Here is a 24,306-nt window from a genome sequence, read left to right on the forward strand (position 1 = left end):
CACCGGCGCCCGAAGACCCGCCCATCCCACCAGACGGGCGGGCCCCACCCTCAGGGCTTGAGCACGATCTTGTTCGCGCCGTCCTTCTTGTCGCGGAACATCCGGTAGGCCTTCGGTGCCTTCGTCAGCGGCATCGTGTGCGAGACGACGAAGCTCGGGTCGATGTCCCCGTTGCGGATGCGCTCGTACAGCGGCCGGATGTACTTCTGCACCGGCGTCTGACCGGTGCGCACGGTGATCGACCGGTTCATCAGCGAGCCGATCGGGAACTTGTCCATCAGCCCGCCGTAGACGCCGATGATGGAGACGGTGCCGCCGTTCGCCACCGACGTGATCGCCTCGCGCAGCGCGTGCGGCCGCTCGGTCTCCGACATCGTCGCCTGCTTGGCCCGGTCGTAGGCGTGCACCGCCGTGGTCGGGTGGTGGGCCTCCATGCCGACGGCGTCGATGCAGCCGTCGGGTCCCCGTCCGGCCGTCATCTCCTTGAGCGCCTCGGTGACGTCGACCTCCTCGTAGTCGAGGACGTCGGTCGCGCCGGCCTCCCGGGCCTTCGCCAGCCGGTAGTCGAACCGGTCGATGGCGATGATCCGCTCGGCGCCGAGCATCTTCGCGCTGGCCACGGCGAACTGACCGACGGCGCCCATGCCCCAGACGGCGATGACGTCGCCCGGCCGGATCTCGCAGTGCTCGGCACCCAGGTAGCCGGTCGGGAAGACGTCGGTGAGGAAGAGCAGCTGCTCGTCGGTGTGGTCGCTGTCGACCTTCAGCGGGCCGACGTCCGCGAACGGCACGCGCACGTACTCGGCCTGCCCGCCGGGGATGCCGCCCATCATGTGCGAGTAGCCGAAGATCCCGCAGGGCGAGTGGCCCATGAACTTCTCGGCGATGCCGGCGTTGGGGTTGGAGTTCTCGCAGACCGAGAAGAACCCGCGCCGGCAGGCCGAGCAGTTGCCGCAGGCGATCGGGAACGGCACGACCACCCGGTCGCCCACGCGCAGGTTGCCGACGCCGCGGCCGACCTCGACGACCTCGCCCATGAACTCGTGGCCCAGGATGTCGCCGCGTCGCATGGTCGGGATGAACCCGTCGAACAGGTGCAGGTCCGAGCCGCAGATCGCGGTGGAGCTCACCTGCACGATCGCGTCCCGGTCGTTGAGGATCTGCGGGTCGGGCACCTCGTTGACCTCGACCCGGTACTTGCCCATCCACTGGGTGGCGCGCACGGTGTTCCTCTCTGAGCAGCGGTCGGGTCAGGCGTGCGGGGCGGCCGGGCGCTGGGTGAGCAGCCGCTTGGCGAAGGGCCCCTCGGGCGTGCCCTCCGACCGGACCACCTGACCGGTCTCCAGGACCTGCTTGAAGCGGGTCAGGTCGTCGCGGACCTGCTGGTCGGGTGCCTCGCCGAAGAGCTTCGCCACGGCCTTGCCGAGCCGCCCGCCGGGCTGGGCGTAGGCCAGGCGCACCCGCACCTCGGTGCCGCGGTCGCCCGGCGCGGGGGTGAACTCCACGGAACCGGTGTTGGGGACGTCGGCTCCGGCGGTCGAGCGCCAGCTGATCAGCCGGCCGGGCTCGTCCTCGACGACCTCGGCGTCCCACTCGACGGTGCGCCGGCCCGGGGCCTCGGCGACCCAGTGCGAGCGCCTCCCGCCCTCGAGGGTGGCGACCTGCCGGACGTGCGCCATGAACGTGGGCAGTCGCGAGAAGTCCCGCCAGTAGCCGTAGACCTCCGCCGGGGGCTTGTTCACCGTCGTGGACGCCGACACCTCGATCGGGCTGGTCAGCGGGCCGGTCAGGGGCAGGTCCGCGGCCGGTCCGGTCCTTCGGGCGCGCCGCGAGCGCAGCGCGGTCCCCAGGTCGACGGCGGCCAGCCCTGCGACGGCGATCGTCGCCGTCCGCAGCCGGCGGTACCGCTCGCCGCGGCGGTCGGCCAGCGCGGCTCCCATCACGGCGAGGTCCATCACGTCGCCCGCGACGCGCGTCCACGCCCAGCCCGGCCGGCCGGCCAGCAGCGGCAGCGCGTGCGCCAGCTCCCGTGCGCCGACCAGCGGCAGCACCGAGAGCACGGTGTCCGAGTCGTCCACCCCCGCCGTCCGCGCCACTCCCACCGGATCGCGCAGCATCGCCACCCCCAGGCCGGCGCTCGCCGCGCCGAGCAGACGGGCCGTCCGACGCAGGCGGGGGCTGGCGGTCGAACTCATCGGGGGACCTCCGGGGTCGTCGGCGGATCCGGAGCGCCGCACCTACCCGGCGCCGCGGACGGCGGAAACGCCGGGGTCCCCCGGGCGCGTCGTGGGCGGCTGGCGGCGCGGGGGCGCCGACGGCGAGGATGGCGGGCATGACCGACCCGGACCCGACCTGCGGCGTCGCCCACGGCGCTCCCTCGCCCGAGGCCACGGGGCGGGTGCTGGTGGCCGTCTTCGCCTCCCCGGTGGCCGAGGTGCTGCTGCGCTGGGGACCGGAGCTGGGGTTCGCGACGGTGGTCCTCGACCCGGACCCGGCCCGTGGCGCCGCGGCCACCGGCTTCGGGGACCTGGACACCGACCCCACCCACACCGACGTGGTGGTCACCGACCACCACCGCCCCGAGCTGGGTGCGGTGCTGCGCGACGCGCTGGCCCGGCCGATGCGCTGGGTGGGCGTCATGGGCAATCCGCGGCACGAGGGCCCGCACGTCGCCGCGCTCGCTGCGCTGGGCGTGCCGGCCGAGGACGTCGCCCGTGTGCACCGCCCGATCGGGCTGGACATCGGCTCGCGTACGCCCGCCGAGATCGCGCTCAGCACGCTGGCCGGGTTGCTGGCCGACCGCAACGGCCGCGCCGGCGGCACGGCACACGGCTCGAGGTGACCGGCGTCCTGCTCGGTGCCGACCTCGGCACCAGCGGGCTCAAGCTGGTCGTCCTCGACGAGTCCGGTGCGGTGCTGGCCGAGGGGGAGTCCGGCTACGCGCTCGACCGTCCCCGGCCCGGCTGGGCGGAGGCTGATCCGGCGGCCTGGCGGCGGGCCCTGGACGACGCCCTGGCGCAGGTGGCTCCCACCCTCGCCGGGCGGCGGGTCCGCGGGCTGGGCCTGTCCGGGCAGATGCACGGCACCGTGCTCGCGGACGCCGCCGGGGCGCCCCTGGGACCGGCGGTGCTCTGGCCGGACTCCCGCGCGACCGCCGAGGTCGACCGCTGGCGGGCGCTCCCCGGCGACGCCCGCGCCGCGCTGGCCAACCCGCTGGTGCCGGGGATGACCGGCCCGGTGCTCGCCTGGCTGTCGGCGCACCGGCCCGGGCTGGTCGCTCGGGCGGCCACCGTGCTGCTGCCCAAGGACGCCCTCCGCGCCGCCCTGGTCCCGGACGCCGATCCGCGGGTCACCGATCGCAGTGACGCCTCGGCCACCCTGCTGTGGGACGTGGTCGCCGACACCTGGTCGGGCGCCGCGACCGACGCCGCCGGTCTCGCGCCGGAGCAGCTCCCGGCCGTCCGCCCCTCCGCGGAGGTGGTCGGCGCCGCGGCGCTGCCGGGTGGGGACGTGCCCGTCGTGGTCGGCGGCGCCGACACCCCGCTGGCCCTGCTCGCGGCCGGGACGACGGCGGGCCGGCAGGTCAACCTGGGCACCGGCGCCCAGGTGCTGCGGCCCGGGGCGGTGCCCGCGCCGGCCGACGACCCGCCGGTGCACTGCTACGCCGACGTGGCGGACGGCTGGTACGCGATGGCGGCCCTGCAGAACGGCGGGCTGGCGTGGTCATGGGTGTCCGACGTGCTGGGACTGGGTGCCGGGGAGCTGTTCGACCTGGCGGCGGTCACGCCGGCCGGCGCCGGGGGAGTCCGGTTCCGGCCGTTCCTCACCGGTGAGCGCGGCGGCGTCGCCGGGCCGGCCGACCGGGGGAGCTGGACGGGCCTGCACCCGGGCACCACCCGCGCCGACCTGGCCCGCGCGGCGGTCGAGGGGGTGGTGTTCGCGGTCGGGACGGCGGCCGGCCTGCTCGGGGGCGCCGGGGACGTGGTCCTGACCGGGGGAGGGGGACGCGCGCCGGTGGTCCGGCAGCTGCTCGCCGACGTCCTCGGTGCCCCGGTGCGCCACCTGCCGCTGCGCAGCGCGTCCGCCGTCGGTGCGGCGCTCCTGGCCGGGCTGGGCACCGGCCCCGCCGTCGTCCCGCCGCGGGGAACCGGGCCGGCCGCCGTCCCCCGTGACTCCGCGGACGTGCGGGCGGCGCTGGGGCGCTGGCGCGAGGGGTGAGCGCGGAACGGCGCTGCCCCGGCCGCCGTTGGTGCGGACAGCGGGGCCGGACGACGGTCCCGACCAGAGGGAAGGGAGCGATCGCACATGGCGTCGCTGTTCACGAAGCTCACCCAGGCGGCCAACAACCCCAAGGCCAAGGAGGCCATCCGGCAGGTGTCGGAGCGGGCCCAGCAGGTGGCGAAGGACCCGAAGACCAAGGCCAAGATCGAGGACGTGCGCAAGCGCTTCCAAGGCGGTCGCGGCACGGGCACCGGAACCGGGACCACGGGCCACTGAGCCCGGCCTCCGGGCGTCCCCGCGGGGGCGCCCGGAGGTGCTCAGCCGGGGCGCAGGAGGCCGAGCGCGGCGTCGTGCAGCGCGCCGTTGGTGGCCAGGGCACTGCCGCCGGCCGGGCCGGGCGTGCCGGCCAGGTCGGTGAACCGGCCACCGGCCTCCCGCACGATCACGTCCAGCGCGGCGAGGTCCCAGAGCGACACCTCCGGCTCGCAGGCGACGTCCACCGCCCCCTCGGCGAGCAGCACGTAGCTCCAGAAGTCGCCGTAGGCCCGGGTCCGCCACACCGACCGGGTCAGGTCGAGGAAGCCCCCGAGCAGTCCGCGCTCCTCCCAGCCCGACAGGCTCGAGTAGGACAGGCTCGCGTCGGCCAGCCCGGTCACGTTCGACACCCGGCACCGGGTCGCGGACTCCAGCCGCCGGCCGGTCCAGGCGCCGACGTCCTTGGCCGCCCACCACCGCCGGTTCAGCGCCGGCGCCGAGACCAGACCGACCACCGGCTCGTCGCCGTCGAACAGCGCGATGAGGGTCGCCCACACCGGCACGCCGCGGACGAAGTTCTTCGTCCCGTCGATCGGGTCCAGCACCCACCGCCGCGGGCCGTGGCCGGTCACGCCCATCTCCTCGCCCAGCACCGCGTCGCGGGTGCGCGCGCGGGCCAGCGTGATCCGCAGCTGCTCCTCGACCGCCCGGTCGGCGTCGGTGACCGGCGTGAGGTCCGGCTTGGTGTCGACCTTCAGGTCCTGCGCACGGAAGCGGTCGAGGCTGATCGAGTCAGCCTGGTCGGCGAGCACGTGCGCCAGGTGCATGTCCCCCGTGTAGTCGCGGCCCGGCGTCATGGACACCGAACCTACTGGGCGGTCAGTCGAACACCGCGGAGCTGACCCCGCTGGGCCCCTCGTACTCGCGGTCCTCGCTGCCCTGGAGGGCGTCGAGCACGTCCGCGCCGCCGCCGCTCTTCTCGGCGTGCTCGACGATCTGCTGCTTGCTCGCGGGGTGGTCGATGCCCGACAGGGCCTTCTGGACGCCGATGGGGCTCACCATGTCCCGGGCCTACCCGCGACGCGCCGGCGGCATACCGTCGGCAGGGTGGACGCCGCGACGATCGCCGGGCTGCTCGCCGACCCGGCGCGCCTGAAGGTGGTCGCCGCGCTCGCCCTGGGCGCCGGGACGATCGACGAGGTCGCCCGGGCGGCGGGCCTGCCGCTCAAGGACGTCGCGCTGGCCGCCCGGCGGCTGGCCCGGGCCGGACTGGTGCGCCGCGACGGGCACGACCTGGAGCTGCTGACCGACCGGTTCGGCGCCGCGGCCCGGGCCGCCGCGGAGTCCGCGCCGCCACCGGAGCCGCTGTCGGACGACCCCGCGGAGGACGCCGTCCTGTCCGCGTTCGTGCGCGAGGGCCGGCTGGTGTCCATCCCCGCGCAGCGTGGCAAGCGCCGGGTGGTGCTCGAGCACCTGGTGCGGGTGTTCGACGCCGGCGTCCGCTATCCCGAGCGGGAGGTCAACGCGCTGCTCGGCGTCTGGCACCCCGACGTCGCGGCGCTGCGCCGGTACCTGGTCGACGAGGGACTGCTGAGCCGGGAGGCCGGCGTCTACTGGCGCAGCGGCGGCTGGGTCGACGTCTGAGAGAGGACCCCGTCCTCCCCAGCCTTCGCAAGCTCAGGCCGGGACCCGGGACGGGGCCGCTGCGAGGGGTGAGGAGGACGGGGTCCTTTCTCAGTACCCCGGGCCGACCTGGCCGACGGCGGCGAGCAGGACCCGGAGGCCGGCGAGCTGCTGCCGGCGGGCCGGCGGACCGGCAGCGGCCCACGCGTCGAGGGCGCAGTCGGGGTCGTCGGCGGTGTGCCCGCACAGCGGGGGGCAGTCGACCGCGGCCTCGGCGATCTCGTCGAAGGCCGACAGGACGTCGTCGGCGGTGACGTGGGCCAGCCCGAAGGAGCGGATGCCGGGGGTGTCGATGACCATGCCACCGTCGGGCAGGTCGAACAGCACCGCGGAGGACGACGTGTGCCGGCCCTTCCCGATCTTGCTGACGTCGCCCGTGGCGCGGAAGGCGTCGGGGACGAGCCGGTTCACCAGGGTCGACTTGCCGACACCGGACTGTCCGACGAAGACGCTCATCCGATCCGCCAGGCGGTCGATCAGCGGGTCCAGCGTGGTCTCCCGGCTCATGTGCACCGCGTCCAGGCCCAGGCCGGCATAGCGGTCCAGCAGCGGCTGGGGGCTGCCCAGGTCGGTCTTGGTCAGGCACAGCAGCGGCTCGAGCCCGCCGGCGTAGGCGGCGACCAGGCAGCGGTCCAGGAAGCCCAGCGCGGGCTCGGGATCGGTGACCGCGGTGACGATGACCAGCAGGTCCGCGTTGGCCACGACCACCCGCTCGGTGGGGTCGGTGTCGTCGGCGGTGCGGCGCAGCGAGGTGGTCCGCTCCTCGATCGCCACGATGCGGGCCAGGCTGTCGGTGCGCCCGGTGGTGTCGCCGACCACCCGGACGGAGTCGCCGACCACCACGCCGTGCTTCCCCAACTCCCGCGCGCGCATCGAGGTGACGTCGACGACGCCGTCCGGCCCGTCCACCCGGACCGTCATGCGACCGCGGTCGACGGCGACGACGAGCCCCGGGACGGCGTCGGAGTGGGTGGGCCGGGTGCGGGTCCGTGGCCGGGAACCGCGGCGGCTGGGCCGGACCCGGATGTCGTCCTCGTCCGAGCGGCTGTCGTGCCGGCGGCTCACGCCCGGACCCCGCGGCTCAGCGGTCCGCTCCCAGCATCGCGCTCCACCGGTCGGCGAAGTCCGGCAGCGTCTTGCTGACCGCGCCCGGATCGGCGACCTCGACGCCCGCGATGGCCAGCCCGAGGACCGCCCCGGCCATCACCATCCGGTGGTCGGCGTAGGAGTCCAGGCGGGCGGCCCGGCGCGGGCCGGGGGTCACGACCAGCCCGTCGGGCAGCTGCTCGACCCGGGCCCCGACCGCGGTGAGCACCTCGTCGAGGGCCTGCAGCCGGTCGGTCTCGTGCCCCCGCAGGTGCCCGATCCCGGTCAGCCGGGAGGGGCCCTCGGCCAGCGCGCACAGCGCCGCCAGCACCGGGGTCAGCTCACCCACCTCGCCGAGGTCGGCGACCAGCGGCCGGACGACGCCGGTGCCGGTGACCTGGAGCCCGCCGTCGTCCGTGCGGGTCACCGATGCGCCCATCTCACCCAGGAGCTGGTCGAGCCGCCCGCCGGGCTGGGTGGTCGCGGTGGGCCAGTCGCCCACGGTGACCCGCCCGCCGGTGACCAGGGCGGCGGCGAGGAAGGGCGCGGCGTTGGACAGGTCGGGCTCGAGGACCTCGTCGCGGGCGGTGATCGGGCCCGGGGTCACCCGCCAGCCGCCGTCGGTCGCGGTGACCGTGACGCCGTGCTCGCGCAGGGACTCCACGGTCATCTCCACGTGCGGCATCGACGGCAGCCCGCCGGCCAGGGTGAGGTCGATGCCCTCGTCGAAGCGGGCGGCGGCCAGCAGCAGTCCGGAGACGATCTGGGAGGACTCGCTCGCGTCGACCGTCACCGCCCCCCCGCGGACCCGCCCGGTCCCGTGCACGGTGAAGGGGGCCCGGCCGCGGCCGTCGTCCTCGATCCGCACGCCGAGGTCGCGCAGCGCGGCGATCAGCCCGGCGTTGGGTCGGTCGCGCAGCCGGGCGTCACCGTCCACCCGGACCGGACCGGTGGCCAGCGCGGCGACGGGCGGGAGGAAGCGGAGGACGGTGCCGGCCAGGCCGGCGTCGACCTCGGCCGGGCCACGCAGGTCGCCGGGGGTGACCAGCCAGTCGGCGCCGTCCGCACGCACGTGCACCCCGAGGGCCCGGAGCGCGCCGGCCATGAGATCGGTGTCGCGGGCGCGCAGCGGGCGCACCAGCCGGCTCGGCCCGTCGGACAGCGCGGCGAGGACCAGCGCGCGGGCGGTCAGCGACTTCGAGCCGGGCAGGGCCACGACGGCGTCCACCGGGGCGCTGCGGTGCGGCGTCGTCCAGACCTCGCTCATGGGGTCATCCTGCCCTGCGCGCCGACCGCGGGGTCGGCGCGCAGGGCAGGCCACGGCGGTCAGCCGGCGGCAGCGGCATCCGCGGGCCGGGCCTTCTTCGCCCCGGCGGTGCGGACCAGCCGGCGGTTGGCGAACTCGAACATGCCGAGCTCCGAGAGCTCGCGGCCGTAGCCGGAGCGCTTCACGCCGCCGAAGGGCAGCTCGGCCGAGGTGCCCGACGGCGAGTTGATCCAGACCATGCCGGAGTCGACCTGGTCGGCCACCTTGCGGGCCCGCTCGACGTCGCTGCTGAAGACCGTGGCCGACAGCCCGTACGGGGTGTCGTTGGCCAGCCGCACCGCCTCCTCCTCGCTGGAGACGCGGTGCACGACGCCGACCGGCCCGAACAGCTCCTCGCGGTAGGCCCGCATCTCCGGGGTGACGTCGGCGAGCAGCGTGGCCTGCACGTAGGCCCCCTCGCGGTCCGGGCGGCCACCGCCGGCGAGCACGGTCGCGCCCTTGTCGATGGCGTCCTGCACCTGGGCGGTGAGATCGGCCGCGGCGCGCTCGGAGGACAGCGGGCCCAGCCGGGTCGACGGGTCGGTCGGGTCCCCGGGCTCGATGCCCTGGAAGACCTCGGTCAGACCGGAGACGAAGTCGTCGTAGACGTCGTCCATGACGATGAACCGCTTGGCGGCGATGCAGGCCTGACCGGCGTTCATGGTCCGCGACATGGCCGCGGCCTTCACCGTCTGCTCCACCTCGGGGGCGTCCAGCACGATGAACGGGTCGCTGCCGCCGAGCTCGAGCACCGACTTCTTGAGGTACTTGCCGGCAAGCGAGGCCACCGCGCTGCCGGCCCGGTCGCTGCCGGTCAGCGTCACGCCCTGTACCGAGGGGTGCGCGATGATCTTCTCGACGTCGGAGATGCGCAGGAACAGGTTGGTGTAGACGCCCTCGGGGACGCCGGCGTCGTGGAACAGCTGCTCCAGCGCCAGGGCGGTCTGCGGGTTGTTCTCGGCGTGCTTGAGCAGGATGGCGTTGCCCAGCACCAGGTTCGGCGCCGCGACGCGGGCCACCTGGTACAGCGGGAAGTTCCACGGCTCGATCGCCAGCAGGACGCCGGTGGGCTCGTTGAGGACGACGGCCTCGCCGTCCATCACGTCGATCGGCTTGGGCTCGAGGAACCGCGGGCCGTTCTTGGCGTAGTAGTCGAAGATCGACGCGACGAGCATGGCCTCGCCGGCGGCCTCGCGGATGGGCTTGCCCATCTCCGTGGTGATCAGCGCCGCCAGGTCGTCGCGGCGCTCCAGCATCAGCTCACCGATGCGGGCGACGACGGCGGCCCGGTCCTCGACCGGCCGGCGGCGCCACTCGAGGAACGCGGCGTGCGCCTTGTCGACGACCGCGTCGACCTCGCCGCTGTCGAGGAAGGGGAACTCCTGCTCCGTCCGTCCGGTGGCCGGGTTGACCGTCGCGTAGGGCCGGTCGCCGGAATCGCTGGCGGTCTTGCCGGCCGGGGAGCTCTGGGTGGTGGTCACGGTCGTGGTGTCCTCCGTCGATGCTCGGTTGTGTGCGACCCACTCCTACCCGCCGTCCCGATCGGCACGCCAGGCCGGGGCGCGGGACGGAGGAGCGATCTAGGCTCGTGATCACCGCCGATCGCAGACCGCGGGCCGCCGCCCGGGATGCCCGCCGCCCGACCGGGGAGGGAGACCGACCGTGTGTGGCCGCTACGCCGCCAGCCGCCGTCCCGAGGACCTGGTCCTCGAGTTCGAGGCGGTCCGCGCCGAGGGGCAGCCGGTGCTCCCGGCCGACCACAACGTGGCCCCCACCAAGGACGTGTACGTCGTGCGGCACAAGAAGGAGCGCGACGCCGAGGGGCGGCCCACCGGTGAGGGACACCGGGAGCTGCGGGCCGTCCGCTGGGGCCTGGTGCCCTCCTGGGCCAAGGACGTCTCCGTCGGCAACCGGATGCTCAACGCCCGGGTCGAGTCCCTGACGGAGAAGCCGGCGTTCAAGAAGGCCGCCGCGACCCGCCGCTGCCTGGTCCCCGCCGACGGCTGGTACGAGTGGGCGAAGCGGCTGGACACCCCGGGCAAGCAGCCGTACTACATCACCCCCGAGGACGGTTCGGTGCTCGCCTTCGCCGGCCTGTGGGAGGTGTGGGGTCGTGGTGAGGACCGGCTCTACACCTGCACCGTCGTGACCTCGCCCGCCGTCGGCGCGCTCGCCGAGATCCACGACCGGATGCCGCTGGTGCTGCCCCGCGACCGCTGGGCCGAGTGGCTCGACCCCGGGCGTGCGGACGTCGCCGCGCTGACCGGGCCGACGCCGCCGGAGCTGGTCGAGCGGCTGGAGCTGCGCCCGGTGAGCACCGCGGTCAACAACGTCGCCAACAACGGCCCGGAGCTCGCGGCCCGGGTCGAGACGGTCAGCCCGCCGGCCGACCAGCCCGCCCTCTTCTGAGGTGGCCGGCACCGAGGAGGCCACGCCCGCGGTCGGGCAGGCCCCGCCGTCCGGCGCGCTGCCCGGCTGGGTGGCCGTGGTGGTCACCTTCCTGACGTCCGGCGCGGTGCTGGTCCTGGAGATCGCCGGCCTGCGGCTGATCGCCCCCTACGTCGGCATCACGCTGCAGACCAACACCGCGATCATCGGGTTCGCGCTGGCCGCCATCGCCATCGGCGCGTGGTCGGGCGGCGCGGTCGCCGACCGCACCGACCCGCGGCGGCTGATCGCCCCGCTCATGGTCGCCGGCGGCGCGCTGGTGGTCGCCGTCCTGCCGCTGGTGCGGTTCGCCGGCTCGGTGCTCACCGGCGCCGACGCCGGCAGCGTGCTGCTGCTGGCGGCGATCGCCGTCGTCGTCCCCGCGGCGCTGCTGTCCGCGGTGCCGCCGATGGTGGTCAAGCTGCAGCTGGCCAGCCTCGAGGAGACCGGCTCGGTGGTCGGCCGGCTCTCGGGCATCGGCACGCTCGGCGGGATCGCGGCGACCTTCCTCACCGGGTTCCTGCTGATCGCGGTGTTCCCCACCAGCGGGATCCTGGTCGGCACCGGGCTGGTCACCGTGCTCGCCGGCGGCGCCGTCGGGGTGCTGCTGCGCCGCCGGTCGTCCGGGGGCACCGGCCGGGTGCCGGTGGGGCTGTTCCTGCTGGCGCTGGTCGGGTCGCTGCTCGCGGCGGTCGCGCCGACCCCCTGCCAGGCGGAGACCGCCTACCACTGCGCGCGGGTGGTCGCCGACCCCGAGCGGGAGACCGGCCGGGTGCTGCTGCTGGACACCCTCCGGCACTCCTACGTCGACCTCGCCGACCCGACCCACCTGGAGTTCGAGTACGTCCGGGCGATCGCCGCCGTCACCGACGCCATGGCACCGGCCGGGCAGCCGCTCTCGGCGCTGCACCTGGGCGGGGGAGGGCTGACCCTGCCGCGCTACCTGGCCGAGGTCCGGCCGGGCACCTCCAGCCTGGTGCTCGAGGTGGACCCCGGCGTCGTGGCCATGGACCGCGAGCAGCTGGCGCTCGAGGAGGGCGATCGGCTGCGGGTGCGGGTGGTCGACGCCCGGGTGGGCCTGGACGACGAGGCGGCGGGGGAGCGCGACCTGGTCGTCGGGGACGCGTTCGGCGGCCTGTCGGTGCCCTGGCAGCTGACCACCACCGAGGCGCTGCAGCTGGTGGACCGCGCACTCACCGACGACGGCCGCTACGTCGCCAACCTCATCGACCACCCGCCCATGGGCTTCGTCCGCGCCGAGCTGGCCACCCTGCAGGCGGTGTTCCCGCACGTGGCGCTGCTGGCCCGCGAGGCCGTGCTGGCCGGGGAGGACGGCGGCAACGTGGTCGCGGTCGCCTCCCGGAGCCCGCTGCCCACCGAGGCGATCGCCGACGCACTGCGGGCCCAGGACCTGGGGTGGGAGGTCGCCGAGGGCCAGCGGCTGACGAGGTTCGTCGGGGACGCGCGGGTGCTCACCGACGACGCCGCGCCGGTCGACCAACTGCTCACCCCCTACGCCGCCCCCGGCACCTGAGCGGGCCTCCCCGCGGGGAGTCCCGGCGCTCCCCGCGGAGGGTCCCGGGGGCTCCAGGTGCAGGGCGGGACGAGTCGGCCGTCAGCGGCTGATCGGGGCGGTGCGGGCCCGGGTCAGGCGCACGAGGTCGGCCGGGGCCACCTCCACCTGCAGGCCCCGCCGGCCGGCACTGACCATCACCGTGGCGAACCGCAGCGCGGAGTCGTCGACGACCGTGGGCAGGGGCTTGCGCTGACCGAGCGGGCTGATCCCGCCCAGCACGTAGCCCGTCGTCCGTTCGGCGTCGGCGGGCTCGGCCATCGCGGCCTTGCGCCCGCCCACCGCGGCGGCCAGCGCCTTGAGGTCGAGGCTGCCGCTCACCGGGACGATGGCGACGGTGAGCGTCCCGTCGACGCGGGTGACCAGCGTCTTGAACACCTGCCGGGGGTCGGCGCCGAGCGCCGCGACCGCGGCCTCGCCGTGCCCCTGGTCCGAGGGGTGCTCGGGGTCGTAGGGGTGCAGGGTGTGCGCCACCCCGGCTCGCTCCAGGGCCCGCACCGCGGGGGTCGCCGCCACGGCGGGGCAGCCTATCGGGACCACCCGCCCCCAGGCCTCGCCCGCTCGGCACGGGAGCCCGGAGGATGGCGCGGCGGGGCGGGAATCGGCGTCCGGTGCCCTCGGTTGGAGTGGCCGTGAGCAGCACCCTGTCGTCCAGCGCCCGCCAGCGGGCCGCACACCGGCGTCCCCCGGGCCGCCCGGATGCCACGCGGCTAGGATCGACCGAGGCGGTGCCCCGCGTCCGGGGGCCGCAGAGAGGACGGTCGGTGCCTGAGGAGTCCGTGGACCAGACGCCCGTCGAGACCCCCGAGGCGCGCTCGGACGGCAGCCGGACCGGGATGGACGAGACCCGCGCGGAACGCGACGCCCGCTTCGAGCGCGACGCCCTGCCGTTCCTCGACCAGCTCTACCCGGCGGCGCTGCGGATGACCCGCAACCCCGCCGACGCCGAGGACCTCGTCCAGGAGACCTTCGTCAAGGCGTACTCCGCGTTCCACCAGTTCGCCGAGGGCACCAACCTCAAGGCCTGGCTGTACCGGATCCTGACGAACACCTACATCAACAGCTACCGCAAGAAGCAGCGCCAGCCGCAGCAGTACCCCACCGACCAGGTGCAGGACTGGCAGCTGTACGCCGCTGAGGAGCACAGCTCCAGCGGCCTGCGGTCGGCCGAGATCGAGGCGCTGGACCACCTGCCGGACTCCGACATCAAGGAGGCCCTCCAGCAGTTGCCGGAGGACTTCCGGCTGGCGGTCTACCTCGCCGACGTCGAGGGGTTCGCCTACAAGGAGATCGCCGAGATCATGGGCACGCCCATCGGCACGGTGATGTCCCGCCTGCACCGCGGCCGCCGCGGACTGCAGAAGCTGCTGGCCGACTACGCACGCGAGCGCGGCTTCGTCCGCGCCGGAGCCGGTGAGGAGGCGAGCCAGTCATGACCGACGACGTCCACGGCCAGGGCGAGCCGATCGAGATCCACTCCTGCGACGACGTCCTGTCCCACGTGTTCGAGTTCCTCGACCACGAGACCGGGGACGCGCGACGCGCGCTCATCGCCGAGCACCTCGAGGACTGCTCACCCTGCCTGCGCCAGTTCGGCATCGAGCAGGAGTTCAAGGCGCTGGTCCGCCGGCGCTGCGGTGGTGACGCACCCCCGGTCGGCCTGCGTGACCGGATCAAGATGCAGCTCACCACCGTCTCCTTCGAGGAGGACGGCACGTCGGTCAGCGTCGAGCGCGTGACCGTCGAGCGGACGGAGGAGCGCCCCACCGCCTGAGGCGGTGGGGCGCCGCCCCGCGGCCCCCTGCAGGCCCCGCCGCGGGTGGCGGGGGCAGGGGGGCCTCGTTCAGGCGTTGGGCCGCTTGCCGTGGTTGGCCTTGTTCCCCTTGCGGGAGCGCCGCTTGCGTCCACGCTTGGACATCGCTGCCCTCCTCTCCTCGTCGTGACTGGCGAGCCGCTGGCCCCTGGTCGTCGCTGCCCGTGACCCACGGGCTCCGTGGCTCCAGCTTCTCACGACCGCCGGCGGCGCCGTCCCCCTGTGGCGGGAGGGCAGGGCGGCGGGTGAGGCTGGGGGACGGCCGTCCGGGTGGGCAGCCCTGCGTGCGGGATCAGGAGGGGCGGCACGGTGGCAGACCTCGGGATCGAGAGCGTGCTCGTGGCGGGACGCGGACCCGCGGCGTGCGCGGTGGTGGCGGCGTGCTCCCGGCTGGAGGTCAAGGCCGTCGCCGTCCACTCCGAGGCCGACCGGTCCGCCCGTCACGTGCGGCTGGCCGACGACGCGGTGCTGCTCGGCCCGGCGCCGGCCGCGGAGTCCTACCTGGCCGTCGACCGGATCGTGGAGGCGGCGCGGCGCAGCGGGGTGGCCGCCGTCCTGCCGGTACCGCCGGCCCTGGCCGGCAACGCACGCCTGGCCGGCGCGGTCGTCGCCGCCGGGCTGACCTGGGTCGGGCCACCGGCCGCGGTGCTGGAGCGGCTCGGCGGCGACGGGGTGGAGCCGGCGAGCGAGCGCGGGTTCCTGGCGTGGGTCACCGAGTCGGGGCTGCGGTACACGACGTCGGTCTCCCGCGACCGCGCGGCGGGGATCGCCCGGGTCTCCTGGACCCCCGACGAGCCGGTGGAACTCCCCCCGGCGGCCGAGCGGCTGCCGGAGGTCGGCTGGCGCGGCCTGGTGACCGTCGGCATCGCCCCGGACGGCGCGCTGGCCGAGGTGGCCGCCGGCTTCTCCCTGGACATGGCCGTCCTGGAGCGGGCCCACGGGGTGGACGCCGTCGAACTCGCGCTGCGCAGTGCCTCCGGACGCCGGGGTGCGACCGACGTGTCACCGGGACGCGCCGCCCGGAAGGCGGTCGCGGTCCAGCTGCGGTCGACCCTGCCACCGGGGGAGGCCGGTCGTGTCACCGGCCGGCTGCCCGAGCCCGGACGCCTACCGGCCCTGTCGCCCGACGTCGACCTCGTGGCGGTGAGCGGCTACGACCCGGGCGACCGTCTCGACGGCTGGTACGACGCCCTGCTGGCCACCGTGAGCGCGAGCGCCCCCGACACCGCGACCGCGGCGCGCGCCGCTGCCGGCGTCCTCGCCGGGCTGCCGCACACGGGCGTGCCGCACGACGCCGCGGAGATCCGCCCGGTGCTCGACCGGCTGGCCGCCGGCACCCGCGCACCCGCGCGCTGATCGGCTCGCCGGCCCTGCCGGACCGCCGTCGCCGCGTGCTTGGATCGACCGCAGGTCAGCGAGGGAGGTGCCGGTGGCGGTCGAGGAGATCCAGGCGGAGATGGTGTCCAGCGTCTGGAAGGTGCTCGTGCAGCCGGGCAGCCAGGTGGCGGCCGGCGACACGCTGGTGATCCTGGAGTCGATGAAGATGGAGATCCCGGTCCTCACCGAGCGCGCCGGCACCGTCCGGGAGCTGCACGTCGTCGAGGGCGAGGTGCTGCAGGAGGGCGACCTGATCGCCACGGTCGACGGCTGACGGCCCCGGGAGCAGCCCGGGGTCCTCCGGAACGCAGCCTCCTCGTCCGACTGCGTCACCTCGCCGAAGTCGCCCGACAGCACGAGCGCCACGCTGCCCACGACCAGCCCGCGGGCGTCCCGGGCGGCCAGCAGCTGGGCCCGCCCGGCCCGCCCCGCGACGTCACCCAGCTGGGTCGCGTAGTCCGGTGAGGCCAGGCCGCCGGCCGGGTAGACCGCGACGGTCAGGTCGGCGATCCGGGGGGAGTCCGCCGGTCCGGCCGTCTCGACGGACAGGGGCGACGCATCGGCGGGGGAGACCACGTCCGCCAGCCTGAGTGGCCCTCCTCCGGTGTCCCGCCGCGATCCGGCGAGCGGTGGGGGGCAGGAGGGGCCCTTCTCTACCCTCGAAGCACCATGAACAGCCTCTCCGAACGCCTGACCCGCGGCGCGGCCTCCGCCCCCGCGCAGGTCGACCACGCCCGCCGGCTGGTGGCCGACTGGCAACTGCTGGCCGACCTGTCCTTCGCCGACCTGACCCTCTGGGTCCCGTTGGCGGGCGGGTCGTGGTGGTGTGTGGCGCAGGTGCGCCCGCTGACCGCGCCGACCAGCCAGCCCGACGACCTGGTCGGCTCCGAGGTGGCCGGGCCCACGTCCGAGCCGTTCGACGTGGCGCACCGCGAGGGCCGCCCGGTCACCGAGGGCGAGCCGGACTGGTCGGGCACCACCCCACGGCGCCGTGAGGTGATCCCGGTGCGGCACGACGGTGTGGTCGTCGCCGTCCTGGCCCGCGACACCAACCTCGCGGTGACCCGGTCGCCGTCCACGCTGGAGCTGACCTACCTCGACATCGCCGCCGACCTCTGCCTGATGGTGTCGGCCGGCACCTTCCCGCCGCAGAAGCCGCTGGACGCCGAGATCAGCCCCCGGGTGGGCGACGGCCTGGTGCGCCTCGACGGCGACGGCTGCGCCGTCTACGCCAGTCCCAACGCGCTGTCGGCCTACCGGCGCATGGGCGCGACCGGGGACGTCGTGGGCGCGGACCTGGCGGGCCTGACGCGGGACGCCGCGGCCGACCGGGTGGCCGGGGAGGCGGTGGCGGCCGGCATCCGGGCCGCGGTCGCCGGCCGCTTCCCCGACCCGACCGACGTCGAGGGCGCAGCGGCCATCCTCCTCGTGCGGGCGCTGCCGCTGCAGGCGCCCGGTGGGGAGGCCGGCGCGCTGGTCCTGGTCCGTGACGTCACCGACGTCCGCCGGCGCGACCGGGCGCTGCTCACCAAGGACGCCACCATCCGCGAGATCCACCACCGGGTGAAGAACAACCTGCAGACCGTCGCCGCGCTGCTGCGGCTCCAGGCCCGGCGGATGACCGAGCCCGCGGCGCGCGAGGCCCTGGAGGAGTCGGTGCGGCGGGTCTCCTCGATCGCCGTGGTGCACGAGACGCTGGCCGGCAGCCGCGAGGACGTCGTCGACGTCGACGACGTCCTCGACCGGGTGCTGCCGATGCTGGGCGACCTGACGTCGGTCGGCCCGGCCGCACGGGTCCGCCGGGTCGGCCACGTCGGGGAGCTGCCGGCGGAGGCCGCCACGCCGCTGGTGCTGGCGGTGACCGAGCTGCTGCACAACGCCGCCGAGCACGCCTTCCCCGACGGCAGCCCGGGCGCCATCGAGCTGGTGGCCGAGCGGGACGGCGACGACCTCGTCGTCCGGGTCTGCGACGACGGCCGCGGGCTACCGGAGGGCTTCGACCCCGCGGTCAGCGAGGGACTGGGCCTGCAGATCGTGCGGACCCTGGTCACCAGCGAGCTCGGGGGCAGCCTCCGCATGGGCCGGCCCGGCGGCGACCGGTCGGGCACCGAGGTGGTGCTCACCCTCCCCGGAGCCGCCCGGCTGCGCCGGTGAGCCCCGACGCCGCGAGGCCGGTCCCGGGTCCGGGACCGGCCTCGCGGTCGGTGCTGCAGGGTGGCGCCGGACCGGGGTCCGGACGCCGGGGGTGCGACCCCTCAGGCGGTGCGCACCCGAGTACGAGACTGGCGCCGCTTCAGCGCGCGCCGCTCGTCCTCGGACAGCCCACCCCAGACGCCGGAGTCCTGACCCGAGCGCAGGGCCCAGTCCAGACACGACTCGACGACGGGGCAGCGCCGGCACACACCCTTGGCCTGCTCGATCTGCACGGTCGCCGGGCCGGTCGTCCCGATGGGGAAGAACAGCTCCGGGTCCTCGTCGCGGCAGAGCGCGCGGTGGCGCCAGTCCATGGTGGGGTTCTCCTCGGTGTCGTCTACGGTCTCGTGCGTCAGTCGCCGGCCTCGGACCGTTCCGCAGGCCGGCACCGGGGTGACCAGCGCCATGGCACAGCGACGTCGTGCATTTGTTACCGACAGGTTGCTTTCCTCTCGCGATGTTTTCACGGCGAGGACGCCTGTCAAGCAGAACGAGGGCTTCGGTCGACCCCTCGTGAGCAACCTCACCACGCCCGTGCTAGGCCTGCCACTCGACCTGTCCCCGGATGCGCGCGGGACCTTGACAACGGCGGCCATCCGTGGAAATGCGCAGGTGAGAGCCGTGTTACGAGAACGTCCGGTTCTCCCGCTCAGGCGACGACGCGGAGGGCGGCGGGCACGTGGGTCACCCGCAGGCCGGTCGCCGTCCCCAGGTGGTCGCCGTCGACCTGCCAGCCCTGCGGACGGGACGCGGTCAGGGTGAGTTCGTGCAGGTCGTGCAGCCGGTGGACGCCGCGGCCCCGGGCGTCCGGGCGGGCGGCGAACACCTGCCGCACGTGGTGCAGCATGCGGAAGACCCCCACCCGGCCCATGGCGAACACGTCCAGGCCGGTGTCGAAGGACGCCTCCGGGCTCGGGTTGACCGGCCGCGGCCCCAGGTAGGTCCACGGGGCCACGTTGGAGACCAGGCAGAGGAACAGCCCGTCCAGCGGGGGCTGCCCGGCCACCTCCAGCGTCATCGCCGGGTTCCGGCGCTCGTGCCCGAGCACGAACGCGCGGGTGGCCTCCCGGACGTAGAGCACCCCGGTCGAGCGCCGGCCGCGGGCGCGGTGGGCCTCCACCCGGCCGATGACGTCGGCGTCGAACCCGAGCCCGGCGGAGAAGGCGAACCAACGCGGCTCGCTCCACTCCGGGTGTGCGGCGGCGGCGCCGTCGGCGGCCTGCTGCGCACCGGCGGGATCGGGCACGGTGGCCGGGGTCCGGGGGGCGCCTCGCGCGCTCGCCGTCCCCAGCGACACCCGGCGGGTCCGCCCGGCCTGCACCGCGGCGAGGACCTCCCGGGTCGCCCTGAGCGGGTCGCGCGAGCGGCCCAGCGCCCGCGAGAAGACGTTCGTGGAGCCGCCCGGGACGACCGCCAGCAGCGGGAGGCCGGGCCGCGGCCCGTGGTGGAGGAGGCCGTTGACCACCTCGTTGACCGTGCCGTCGCCGCCCAGGGCCACGACCACGTCGACACCGTCCGCGCAGGCCTGGGCGGCGAGGTCGCTGCCGTGGCCGCGGTGGCCGGTCTCGGCGAGGTCGACCTTGAGCTCGCCGGCCAGGGCGGCGAGCACCTCGTCCCGCGTCGCCCGGGTCGTCGTCGTCGCCGCGGGGTTGGCCACCACGAGCGCACGCATGTCGCCAGGCTAGCCAGCGTCGTCGCCGGAGCCGGGCAGGTGCGGGCGGACGCGAACGGAGACCCGGACCACCCGGGCGCGGCGCGTACCCTCGCGGCCGTGACGGAGGAGCCCGGGGGGCGGCCGGCGAGCGGCCGCCGGCGCGTCGACCGGCTGCTCGGGGGAGCGGCGGAGCCGACGGCGCCGCGGCGGGGACGTCACCGCCCGGAGGCGCCGCCCGCCGTCCGCCGGGCCGCCCTCGTCGTCGCCGTCGAGTCCGCGGGCCTGGCCGTCCTCGCCTTCGTGCTGCTGTACCTGACCATCACCTCGACCCCCGACAGCGTCAGCCGGGCCGTGGCCGAGGTCGTCTACGTGGGCTTCTTCGCAGCCCTGCTCGCCGCGGCGGCGGTCGGCCTGTGGCGGGTGTCGGGCTGGGCCCGCGGCCCGGTGATCGTCCTGCAGGTGCTGCTGGGCCTGTTCGGCTACACGTCCGCGTTCGAGGCCGACCGCCCGCTGATCGGCGTCCCGATCCTCGTCCTGGTCGCCGTGGAGCTCTACCAGCTGGCCACGCCCGAGGCCCGGCTGGCGTTCTCCGGCCGCTGAGGACCCCCCGCGTCCCGCCGCGAGCGTGCGAGCGGTGGGGCAGGGGGCCCTAGACCAGGTCGACGACGTCGGCGATCGAGTCGAGGACGCGGCCGGGGCGGAACGGGAAGCGCGACACGTCGGAGGCCCGGGTCGAGCCGGTGAGCACCAGGATCGTGTCGAGCCCGGCCTCGATGCCCGCGACGACGTCGGTGTCCATGCGGTCGCCGATCATGACGGTCGACTCCGAGTGCGCGGAGATCCGGTTCATCGCGCTGCGGAACATCATCGGGTTGGGCTTGCCGACGAAGTACGGCTCCGCGCCGGTCGCCTTGGTGATCATCGCCGCGACGGACCCGGTGGCCGGCAGCGGGCCCTCGGGGGAGGGGCCGGTCACGTCGGGGTTGGTCGCGATGAAGCGGGCCCCCAGCCCGACGAGCCGGATGGCCCGGGTGATCGCCTCGAACGAGTACGTGCGGGTCTCCCCGAGCACCACGTAGTCCGGATCGGTGTCGGTCAGGGTGTAGCCGGCCTCGTAGAGCGCCGTGGTCAGCCCCGCCTCGCCGATGACGTAGGCCGAGCCGCCGGGCAGCTGTCCCGAGAGGAAGTCCGCCGTCGCGAGCGCGGAGGTCCAGATCGACTCCTCCGGCACGGCCAGACCGGACCGGGCCAGCCGGGCGGCGAGGTCGCGGGGGGTGAAGATCGAGTTGTTGGTCAGCACCAGGAAGCGCCGTCCCTGCTCCTGCAGGCGGGCGAGGAAGTCCGCCGCGCCGGGCAGGGCGTTCCCCTCGTGCACCAGGACGCCGTCCATGTCGGTGAGCCAGCACTCGGCCGGCCGCCGCTCGAGGCTCACGGCACGCGCCGGTCGGCGGCGAAGCCGGAGAGTGCCTCGTCGGTGAGCCGGAAGACCGTCCAGTCCTCCATCGGCACCGCCCCGGCCGCCGCGTAGAACGCGATCGACGGCGTGTTCCAGTCCAGCACCGACCACTCCAGCCGGTCGTAGCCCCGGTCCGTGCACACCTGGGCCAGGGTGCGCAGCAGCTCCCGGCCCAGGCCGCTGCCGCGGTGCCCGGGCTGGACGTAGAGGTCCTCCAGGTAGATGCCGTGGGTGCCCCGCCAGGTGCTGAAGTTGAGGAACCACAGGGCCATCCCGACGACCTCGCCACCGGCCTCGGCGACGTGCCCGAAGAGCGCGGCGGACTCCCCGAACAGCGCCGCGGTCAGCTGCTCCTCGGTGAGCCGGACCTCGTGCGCGGCGCGCTCGTACTCGGCCAGCTCCCGGACGAGCCCGACCACGGCGGGGACGTCGTCGGGGCGGATCGCCCGCACCGTCATGTGAGCAGCTCCTTGAGGCGGTCGGGCACCAGCCGGGCGAGCGGGGACACCACCGGGATGAGGACGGGCGCCAGCAGGTAGCCGTAGGCCAGGACGATGCCCGTGACCACGGGGGCCAGCGAGAAGCCGACGACCATGGCGAGGGCCGCGGCGATGATGCCGTAGGGCTTGCCGCTCCTGGGGCTGACCAGGGAGCGGAACGAGCGGAACCGGATGTTGCTCACCATGAGCAGCGCCGGGACGGCGACGATCAGCAGCACCCACAGCCGGTCCCGGCCCTGCATCTGGTCCCCGAAGGCGAACACCGACGCGAGCACCACCCCGGCCGCGCCCGGGCTGGGCATGCCGATGAAGTACCGCTTGTCGGCCGTCGGGTCGATGGTGGTGTTGAAGCGGGCGAGCCGGATCGCGGCGCAGGCCACCCACAGGAAGCAGACGACCCAGCCCAGGGGGTCCCACTCGTCCCGCCCCTCGCTGAACAGCGTGAAGGCGAGCACCGCCGGCGAGATCCCGAAGGAGACCAGGTCGGCCAGCGAGTCGAACTGGAGACCGAAGGGGGTCACCGCGCCGACCAGCCGGGCCACCGCGCCGTCGGTGATGTCGAAGACGATCGACAACCCGACCAGCACCGCGGCCAGGGTGTACTGGCCGCGGATGGAGACCAGGATCGCGGCGAAGCCGCACATCATGTTGGCGAGGGTGAACAGGCTGGGCAGCGTGGCCAGCGCCCGTCTGCGGGTGCCGCGGACCGAGCCGCGCACGAACTCGACGGTGGCCGTTCGCCGGGTCGGCGGCATCGGCGGCGACCTCTCAGCCGGAGTGGGGGAAGCGGGCGATGACCGTCTCGCCGCCCCGCACCCGCTGACCGGTGCGGACGGTGAGTGTGCACTGCGGCGGGACGAAGACGTCCATGCGGGAGCCGAACTTCATCAGGCCCATCCGTTCGCCGGTCGCCAGCTGCTGGCCGACGCCGGTGCGGGTCACGATGCGGCGGGCGAGCACGCCGACGACCTGCCGGAACACCACGGTCCGGTCGCCGTCGCGCAGCCACAGCTCGCTGCGCTCGTTGCGGTGCGCGGACTCCTTGCGGTAGGCCGCGAGGAAGCTGCCCGGGCGGTAGGAGCTCTCGACGACCTCGCCGCGGTACGGGGAGCGGTTGACGTGCACGTCGACGACCGACAGGAAGACGCTCACCTGCTGCCACTCGCCGTCGGGCGCCACCCCCTCCTGCGGCTCGCCGGCGACCATGACCACGCCGTCGGCGGGGGAGACCACGTCGTCGGGGGCGGGGGGCTCGGCGTCGCAGCGGCGGTCGGGGTCCCGGAAGAACAGCGCCATGTAGGCGGCGAGGGCGACGAAGGGCCAGGCCGCGAGCCGCAGGCCGCGCCGGCCGGTGGCCCGCGCGGTGGCGGCGAGGAGGGCGGCGGGGGCCAGGGGCCCGGTGAGGAAGGGCCACCCGGCCGGGTCGATGCGCATCGGGGTCAGACGGTACCGGGACGCATCCGGCGTCACCCGGGGACGGCAGGCGGCGAGACCCGGTCGGGATCGGCGCCGTGCTCGGTCCTCCGGCCACGCGGCGGGCCGCCGTACCAGTCCAGGCAGACCATCGTGGCGTCGTCCCGCAGGTCTCCCCCCGTGGCGTGCATCACGGCCGCGCCGAGTGCGTGGACGACCTCCCGCGGGTGCAGGTCCGAACTCTCCGCCAGTGCCGCGGCGACGTCGAGGGAGGCCGCGTTCCGCTCCTCCATGCCGTCGGTGAGGAAGACGATCCGGTCGCCCGGTTCGAGCGGGAGGCGCTGCGGCGTGTAGGTCCGACCCCGCACGACCCCGAACGGGGGCTCGATGTCCAGCGCGATCTCGCTCACCCGCCCGTCGCGCAGCCGCAGCGGCCAGGGGTGGCCGGCGTTGACGATCTCCGCCGTCCCGGTGTGCAGGTCCAGCCGCACCAGCTGCCCGGTGACGAACTGGCCCGACTCGGCGTGCGCGACGAGGGCGTCGTTGGCGTGGCCGGCCTGCGCGGTGAGGTCGAGGCCCTGGCGGCGGCCGTTGCGGAGGCTGCCCACCAGCAGCGTGGCGAGCAGGGCGGCCGCCACCTGGTGGCCGACGGCGTCGGTGATGGAGACCTGCAGGGAGTCGCGGTCCAGGGTGTAGTCGAAGGTGTCGCCGCCCACCGAGCTGGCCGGCTCCAGCCAGCCGGCGAGGGTGAACTGCCCGGCCTCGCAGGTGTAGGCGGCCGGGAGGAGCCGTCGCTGGATCTCCGCGGCCAACGCGAAGGGCGTGGAGCGCTGGCCCCACTCGAACACGTCGGTGTGCCGCCGGGCGGCGATGACCACGTAGGCCAGGGCGTGCGCGGCGTTCCCGATCTCGGCGATGTCGTGAGCCGAGGGGCTCCGGGGCAGCTCGAGCTCCAGCAGGCCGATGGCATCCCCCCGGTCAGTGACCGGGACGATCGCCCGGGCGCCGTCGCCCTCGGGCTGCACGTCGGGCTGCTGCGTCCGCAGCACCCGCTCGTACACGGTGCCGGTGAGCGGCAGGGTCTCCGCCTGCTCGATCCCCCGGTTCCGGGCTCCCTCGACGCCGGGCGCGGCGGAGGTGAGGCGGACGACGGCCCGGCCGCTGAAGTCGGCGACGAGCAGGGTCGCCGACCGGGCCTCGACCATCTCGGCCAGGGCGGCCGCGACGGCGGGCACGGCGTCGAGGGGGGCCGCGGCCTCCACCTTCTCGAGGAGTGCGCCGACGTCGATCACGAGATCCTCCGAGCCGCGCATGGGCCGACCCTAGGCGCGGGCGCGAGCCGGGCCTGG

28 protein-coding genes are annotated in these 24,306 nt (G+C 75.2%); 12 read left to right on the forward strand and 16 right to left on the reverse strand.

The features are described from left to right. Window positions 1-50 precede the first annotated feature (50 nt). Together GCU56_RS05470 and GCU56_RS05475 are read right to left on the reverse strand one after the other, a co-directional pair. Window positions 51-1,223, reverse strand: a complete 1,173-nt coding sequence (locus tag GCU56_RS05470; protein ID WP_163480505.1) for an alcohol dehydrogenase catalytic domain-containing protein — start codon at window positions 1,221-1,223, stop codon at window positions 51-53. 27 nt (window positions 1,224-1,250) lie between these two features. Next, a complete protein-coding gene (locus tag GCU56_RS05475) occupies window positions 1,251-2,195 on the reverse strand; it encodes an SRPBCC family protein (RefSeq protein WP_163480506.1) in 945 nt (314 codons plus the stop codon). Between the two features lie 137 nt (window positions 2,196-2,332). On the opposite strand from GCU56_RS05475, the gene GCU56_RS05480 reads away from it, so the two are divergent. The 3 genes from GCU56_RS05480 (at window position 2,333) to GCU56_RS05490 (ending at window position 4,497) form a co-directional block, all read left to right on the forward strand. Further along, complete coding sequence (locus GCU56_RS05480; RefSeq protein WP_204331491.1) at window positions 2,333-2,842, forward strand: XdhC family protein; 510 nt, start codon at window positions 2,333-2,335, stop codon at window positions 2,840-2,842. After that, a complete protein-coding gene (locus tag GCU56_RS05485) occupies window positions 2,839-4,218 on the forward strand; it encodes an FGGY family carbohydrate kinase (protein ID WP_163480508.1) in 1,380 nt (459 codons plus the stop codon). Before GCU56_RS05480 ends, GCU56_RS05485 begins: the two co-directional genes overlap by 4 nt. Window positions 4,219-4,305: 87 nt before the next feature. After that, the gene (locus tag GCU56_RS05490; RefSeq protein ID WP_163480509.1) at window positions 4,306-4,497 is read left to right on the forward strand and encodes a hypothetical protein; all 192 of its coding nucleotides are present in this window, start codon (window positions 4,306-4,308) and stop codon (window positions 4,495-4,497) included. A 41-nt stretch (window positions 4,498-4,538) separates the two neighbouring features. On the opposite strand, the gene hisN is transcribed toward GCU56_RS05490, so the two are convergent. Continuing rightward, on the reverse strand, window positions 4,539-5,333 hold the full coding sequence (hisN, locus tag GCU56_RS05495; protein ID WP_163480510.1) for a histidinol-phosphatase: 795 nt from the start codon (window positions 5,331-5,333) through the stop codon (window positions 4,539-4,541). 22 nt (window positions 5,334-5,355) lie between these two features. Further along, a complete protein-coding gene (locus GCU56_RS05500) occupies window positions 5,356-5,538 on the reverse strand; it encodes a DUF2795 domain-containing protein (protein ID WP_163480511.1) in 183 nt (60 codons plus the stop codon). A 45-nt stretch (window positions 5,539-5,583) separates the two neighbouring features. On the opposite strand from GCU56_RS05500, the gene GCU56_RS05505 reads away from it, so the two are divergent. Further along, window positions 5,584-6,120, forward strand: a complete 537-nt coding sequence (locus GCU56_RS05505; protein ID WP_163480512.1) for a DUF2087 domain-containing protein — start codon at window positions 5,584-5,586, stop codon at window positions 6,118-6,120. Between the two features lie 90 nt (window positions 6,121-6,210). Here the strand turns inward: GCU56_RS05505 and rsgA are convergent, their stop codons facing one another. Genes rsgA through GCU56_RS05520 form a run of 3 tightly spaced genes read right to left on the reverse strand, consistent with a single transcriptional unit; the run spans window position 6,211 to window position 10,032 of the window. After that, a complete protein-coding gene (gene rsgA, locus GCU56_RS05510; RefSeq protein ID WP_163480513.1) occupies window positions 6,211-7,224 on the reverse strand; it encodes a ribosome small subunit-dependent GTPase A in 1,014 nt (337 codons plus the stop codon). Between the two features lie 16 nt (window positions 7,225-7,240). Continuing rightward, entirely contained in the window at window positions 7,241-8,512 is a 1,272-nt protein-coding gene (aroA, locus tag GCU56_RS05515) for a 3-phosphoshikimate 1-carboxyvinyltransferase (protein WP_163480514.1), read from the reverse strand. Between the two features lie 59 nt (window positions 8,513-8,571). Beyond that, window positions 8,572-10,032, reverse strand: a complete 1,461-nt coding sequence (locus tag GCU56_RS05520; protein WP_163480515.1) for an aldehyde dehydrogenase family protein — start codon at window positions 10,030-10,032, stop codon at window positions 8,572-8,574. Between the two features lie 181 nt (window positions 10,033-10,213). Here GCU56_RS05520 and GCU56_RS05525 point away from each other — a divergent pair, with 181 nt between their 5' ends. Both GCU56_RS05525 and GCU56_RS05530 read left to right on the forward strand, forming a co-directional pair. Then, window positions 10,214-10,960 (forward strand): SOS response-associated peptidase family protein, encoded by a 747-nt coding sequence (locus GCU56_RS05525; protein WP_163480516.1) that lies wholly within the window; start codon window positions 10,214-10,216, stop codon window positions 10,958-10,960. Between the two features lies 1 nt (window position 10,961). Beyond that, window positions 10,962-12,512: a fused MFS/spermidine synthase gene (locus tag GCU56_RS05530; protein WP_163480517.1), complete on the forward strand. Its 1,551-nt coding sequence runs from the start codon at window positions 10,962-10,964 to the stop codon at window positions 12,510-12,512. Window positions 12,513-12,593: 81 nt separating this feature from the next. Here GCU56_RS05530 and ybaK read toward each other — a convergent pair whose 3' ends face one another. Next, a complete protein-coding gene (ybaK, locus tag GCU56_RS05535) occupies window positions 12,594-13,067 on the reverse strand; it encodes a Cys-tRNA(Pro) deacylase (protein WP_163480518.1) in 474 nt (157 codons plus the stop codon). A gap of 248 nt (window positions 13,068-13,315) precedes the next feature. On the opposite strand from ybaK, the gene GCU56_RS05540 reads away from it, so the two are divergent. Together GCU56_RS05540 and rsrA are read left to right on the forward strand one after the other, a co-directional pair. After that, window positions 13,316-13,987 carry a sigma-70 family RNA polymerase sigma factor gene (locus tag GCU56_RS05540; protein ID WP_163480519.1) on the forward strand — a complete coding sequence of 224 codons (672 nt, stop codon included), beginning with the start codon at window positions 13,316-13,318 and terminating at the stop codon, window positions 13,985-13,987. Next, window positions 13,984-14,325, forward strand: a complete 342-nt coding sequence (gene rsrA, locus GCU56_RS05545) for a mycothiol system anti-sigma-R factor (protein WP_163480520.1) — start codon at window positions 13,984-13,986, stop codon at window positions 14,323-14,325. The genes GCU56_RS05540 and rsrA overlap by 4 nt, the downstream gene beginning before the upstream one ends. A 69-nt stretch (window positions 14,326-14,394) precedes the next feature. Here rsrA and GCU56_RS25840 read toward each other — a convergent pair whose 3' ends face one another. After that, a complete protein-coding gene (locus tag GCU56_RS25840) occupies window positions 14,395-14,469 on the reverse strand; it encodes a 50S ribosomal protein bL37 (protein ID WP_014377707.1) in 75 nt (24 codons plus the stop codon). 204 nt (window positions 14,470-14,673) lie between these two features. On the opposite strand from GCU56_RS25840, the gene GCU56_RS05550 reads away from it, so the two are divergent. The 3 genes from GCU56_RS05550 to GCU56_RS05560 all read left to right on the forward strand — a co-directional run bounded on the left by GCU56_RS05550 (window position 14,674) and on the right by GCU56_RS05560 (window position 17,895). Then, window positions 14,674-15,720, forward strand: coding sequence for a biotin carboxylase N-terminal domain-containing protein (locus GCU56_RS05550; protein WP_163480521.1), 1,047 nt, complete (start codon window positions 14,674-14,676; stop codon window positions 15,718-15,720). 73 nt (window positions 15,721-15,793) lie between these two features. After that, window positions 15,794-16,015, forward strand: coding sequence for a biotin/lipoyl-binding carrier protein (locus GCU56_RS25035; protein WP_163480522.1), 222 nt, complete (start codon window positions 15,794-15,796; stop codon window positions 16,013-16,015). A gap of 395 nt (window positions 16,016-16,410) precedes the next feature. Beyond that, on the forward strand, window positions 16,411-17,895 hold the full coding sequence (locus GCU56_RS05560; protein ID WP_163480523.1) for a sensor histidine kinase: 1,485 nt from the start codon (window positions 16,411-16,413) through the stop codon (window positions 17,893-17,895). Between the two features lie 101 nt (window positions 17,896-17,996). On the opposite strand, the gene GCU56_RS05565 is transcribed toward GCU56_RS05560, so the two are convergent. Together GCU56_RS05565 and GCU56_RS05570 are read right to left on the reverse strand one after the other, a co-directional pair. Further along, complete coding sequence (locus GCU56_RS05565) at window positions 17,997-18,248, reverse strand: WhiB family transcriptional regulator (protein ID WP_163480524.1); 252 nt, start codon at window positions 18,246-18,248, stop codon at window positions 17,997-17,999. Window positions 18,249-18,583: 335 nt separating this feature from the next. After that, window positions 18,584-19,606, reverse strand: a complete 1,023-nt coding sequence (locus tag GCU56_RS05570; protein WP_163480525.1) for a diacylglycerol/lipid kinase family protein — start codon at window positions 19,604-19,606, stop codon at window positions 18,584-18,586. Window positions 19,607-19,705: 99 nt separating this feature from the next. Here GCU56_RS05570 and GCU56_RS05575 point away from each other — a divergent pair, with 99 nt between their 5' ends. Beyond that, window positions 19,706-20,188, forward strand: a complete 483-nt coding sequence (locus GCU56_RS05575) for a hypothetical protein (RefSeq protein WP_345771653.1) — start codon at window positions 19,706-19,708, stop codon at window positions 20,186-20,188. Window positions 20,189-20,237: 49 nt separating this feature from the next. Here GCU56_RS05575 and GCU56_RS05580 read toward each other — a convergent pair whose 3' ends face one another. From GCU56_RS05580 to GCU56_RS05600, 5 genes are read right to left on the reverse strand one after another with little or no spacing between them, the layout of a single operon-like run. Then, complete coding sequence (locus GCU56_RS05580) at window positions 20,238-21,020, reverse strand: HAD-IIA family hydrolase (protein ID WP_345771654.1); 783 nt, start codon at window positions 21,018-21,020, stop codon at window positions 20,238-20,240. Next, on the reverse strand, window positions 21,017-21,502 hold the full coding sequence (locus tag GCU56_RS05585; protein ID WP_163480526.1) for a GNAT family N-acetyltransferase: 486 nt from the start codon (window positions 21,500-21,502) through the stop codon (window positions 21,017-21,019). Before GCU56_RS05585 ends, GCU56_RS05580 begins: the two co-directional genes overlap by 4 nt. Beyond that, the gene (gene pssA, locus GCU56_RS05590) at window positions 21,499-22,299 is read right to left on the reverse strand and encodes a CDP-diacylglycerol--serine O-phosphatidyltransferase (protein ID WP_163480527.1); all 801 of its coding nucleotides are present in this window, start codon (window positions 22,297-22,299) and stop codon (window positions 21,499-21,501) included. Before pssA ends, GCU56_RS05585 begins: the two co-directional genes overlap by 4 nt. A gap of 13 nt (window positions 22,300-22,312) precedes the next feature. Next, the gene (locus GCU56_RS05595; protein WP_163480528.1) at window positions 22,313-22,978 is read right to left on the reverse strand and encodes a phosphatidylserine decarboxylase; all 666 of its coding nucleotides are present in this window, start codon (window positions 22,976-22,978) and stop codon (window positions 22,313-22,315) included. A 32-nt stretch (window positions 22,979-23,010) separates the two neighbouring features. Continuing rightward, window positions 23,011-24,270, reverse strand: coding sequence for a PP2C family protein-serine/threonine phosphatase (locus GCU56_RS05600; RefSeq protein WP_163480529.1), 1,260 nt, complete (start codon window positions 24,268-24,270; stop codon window positions 23,011-23,013). Window positions 24,271-24,306 lie beyond the last annotated feature (36 nt).

The organism is Geodermatophilus sabuli (genome assembly GCF_010686765.1).
Taxonomy (GTDB): Bacteria; Actinomycetota; Actinomycetes; order Mycobacteriales; family Geodermatophilaceae; genus Geodermatophilus; species Geodermatophilus sabuli_A.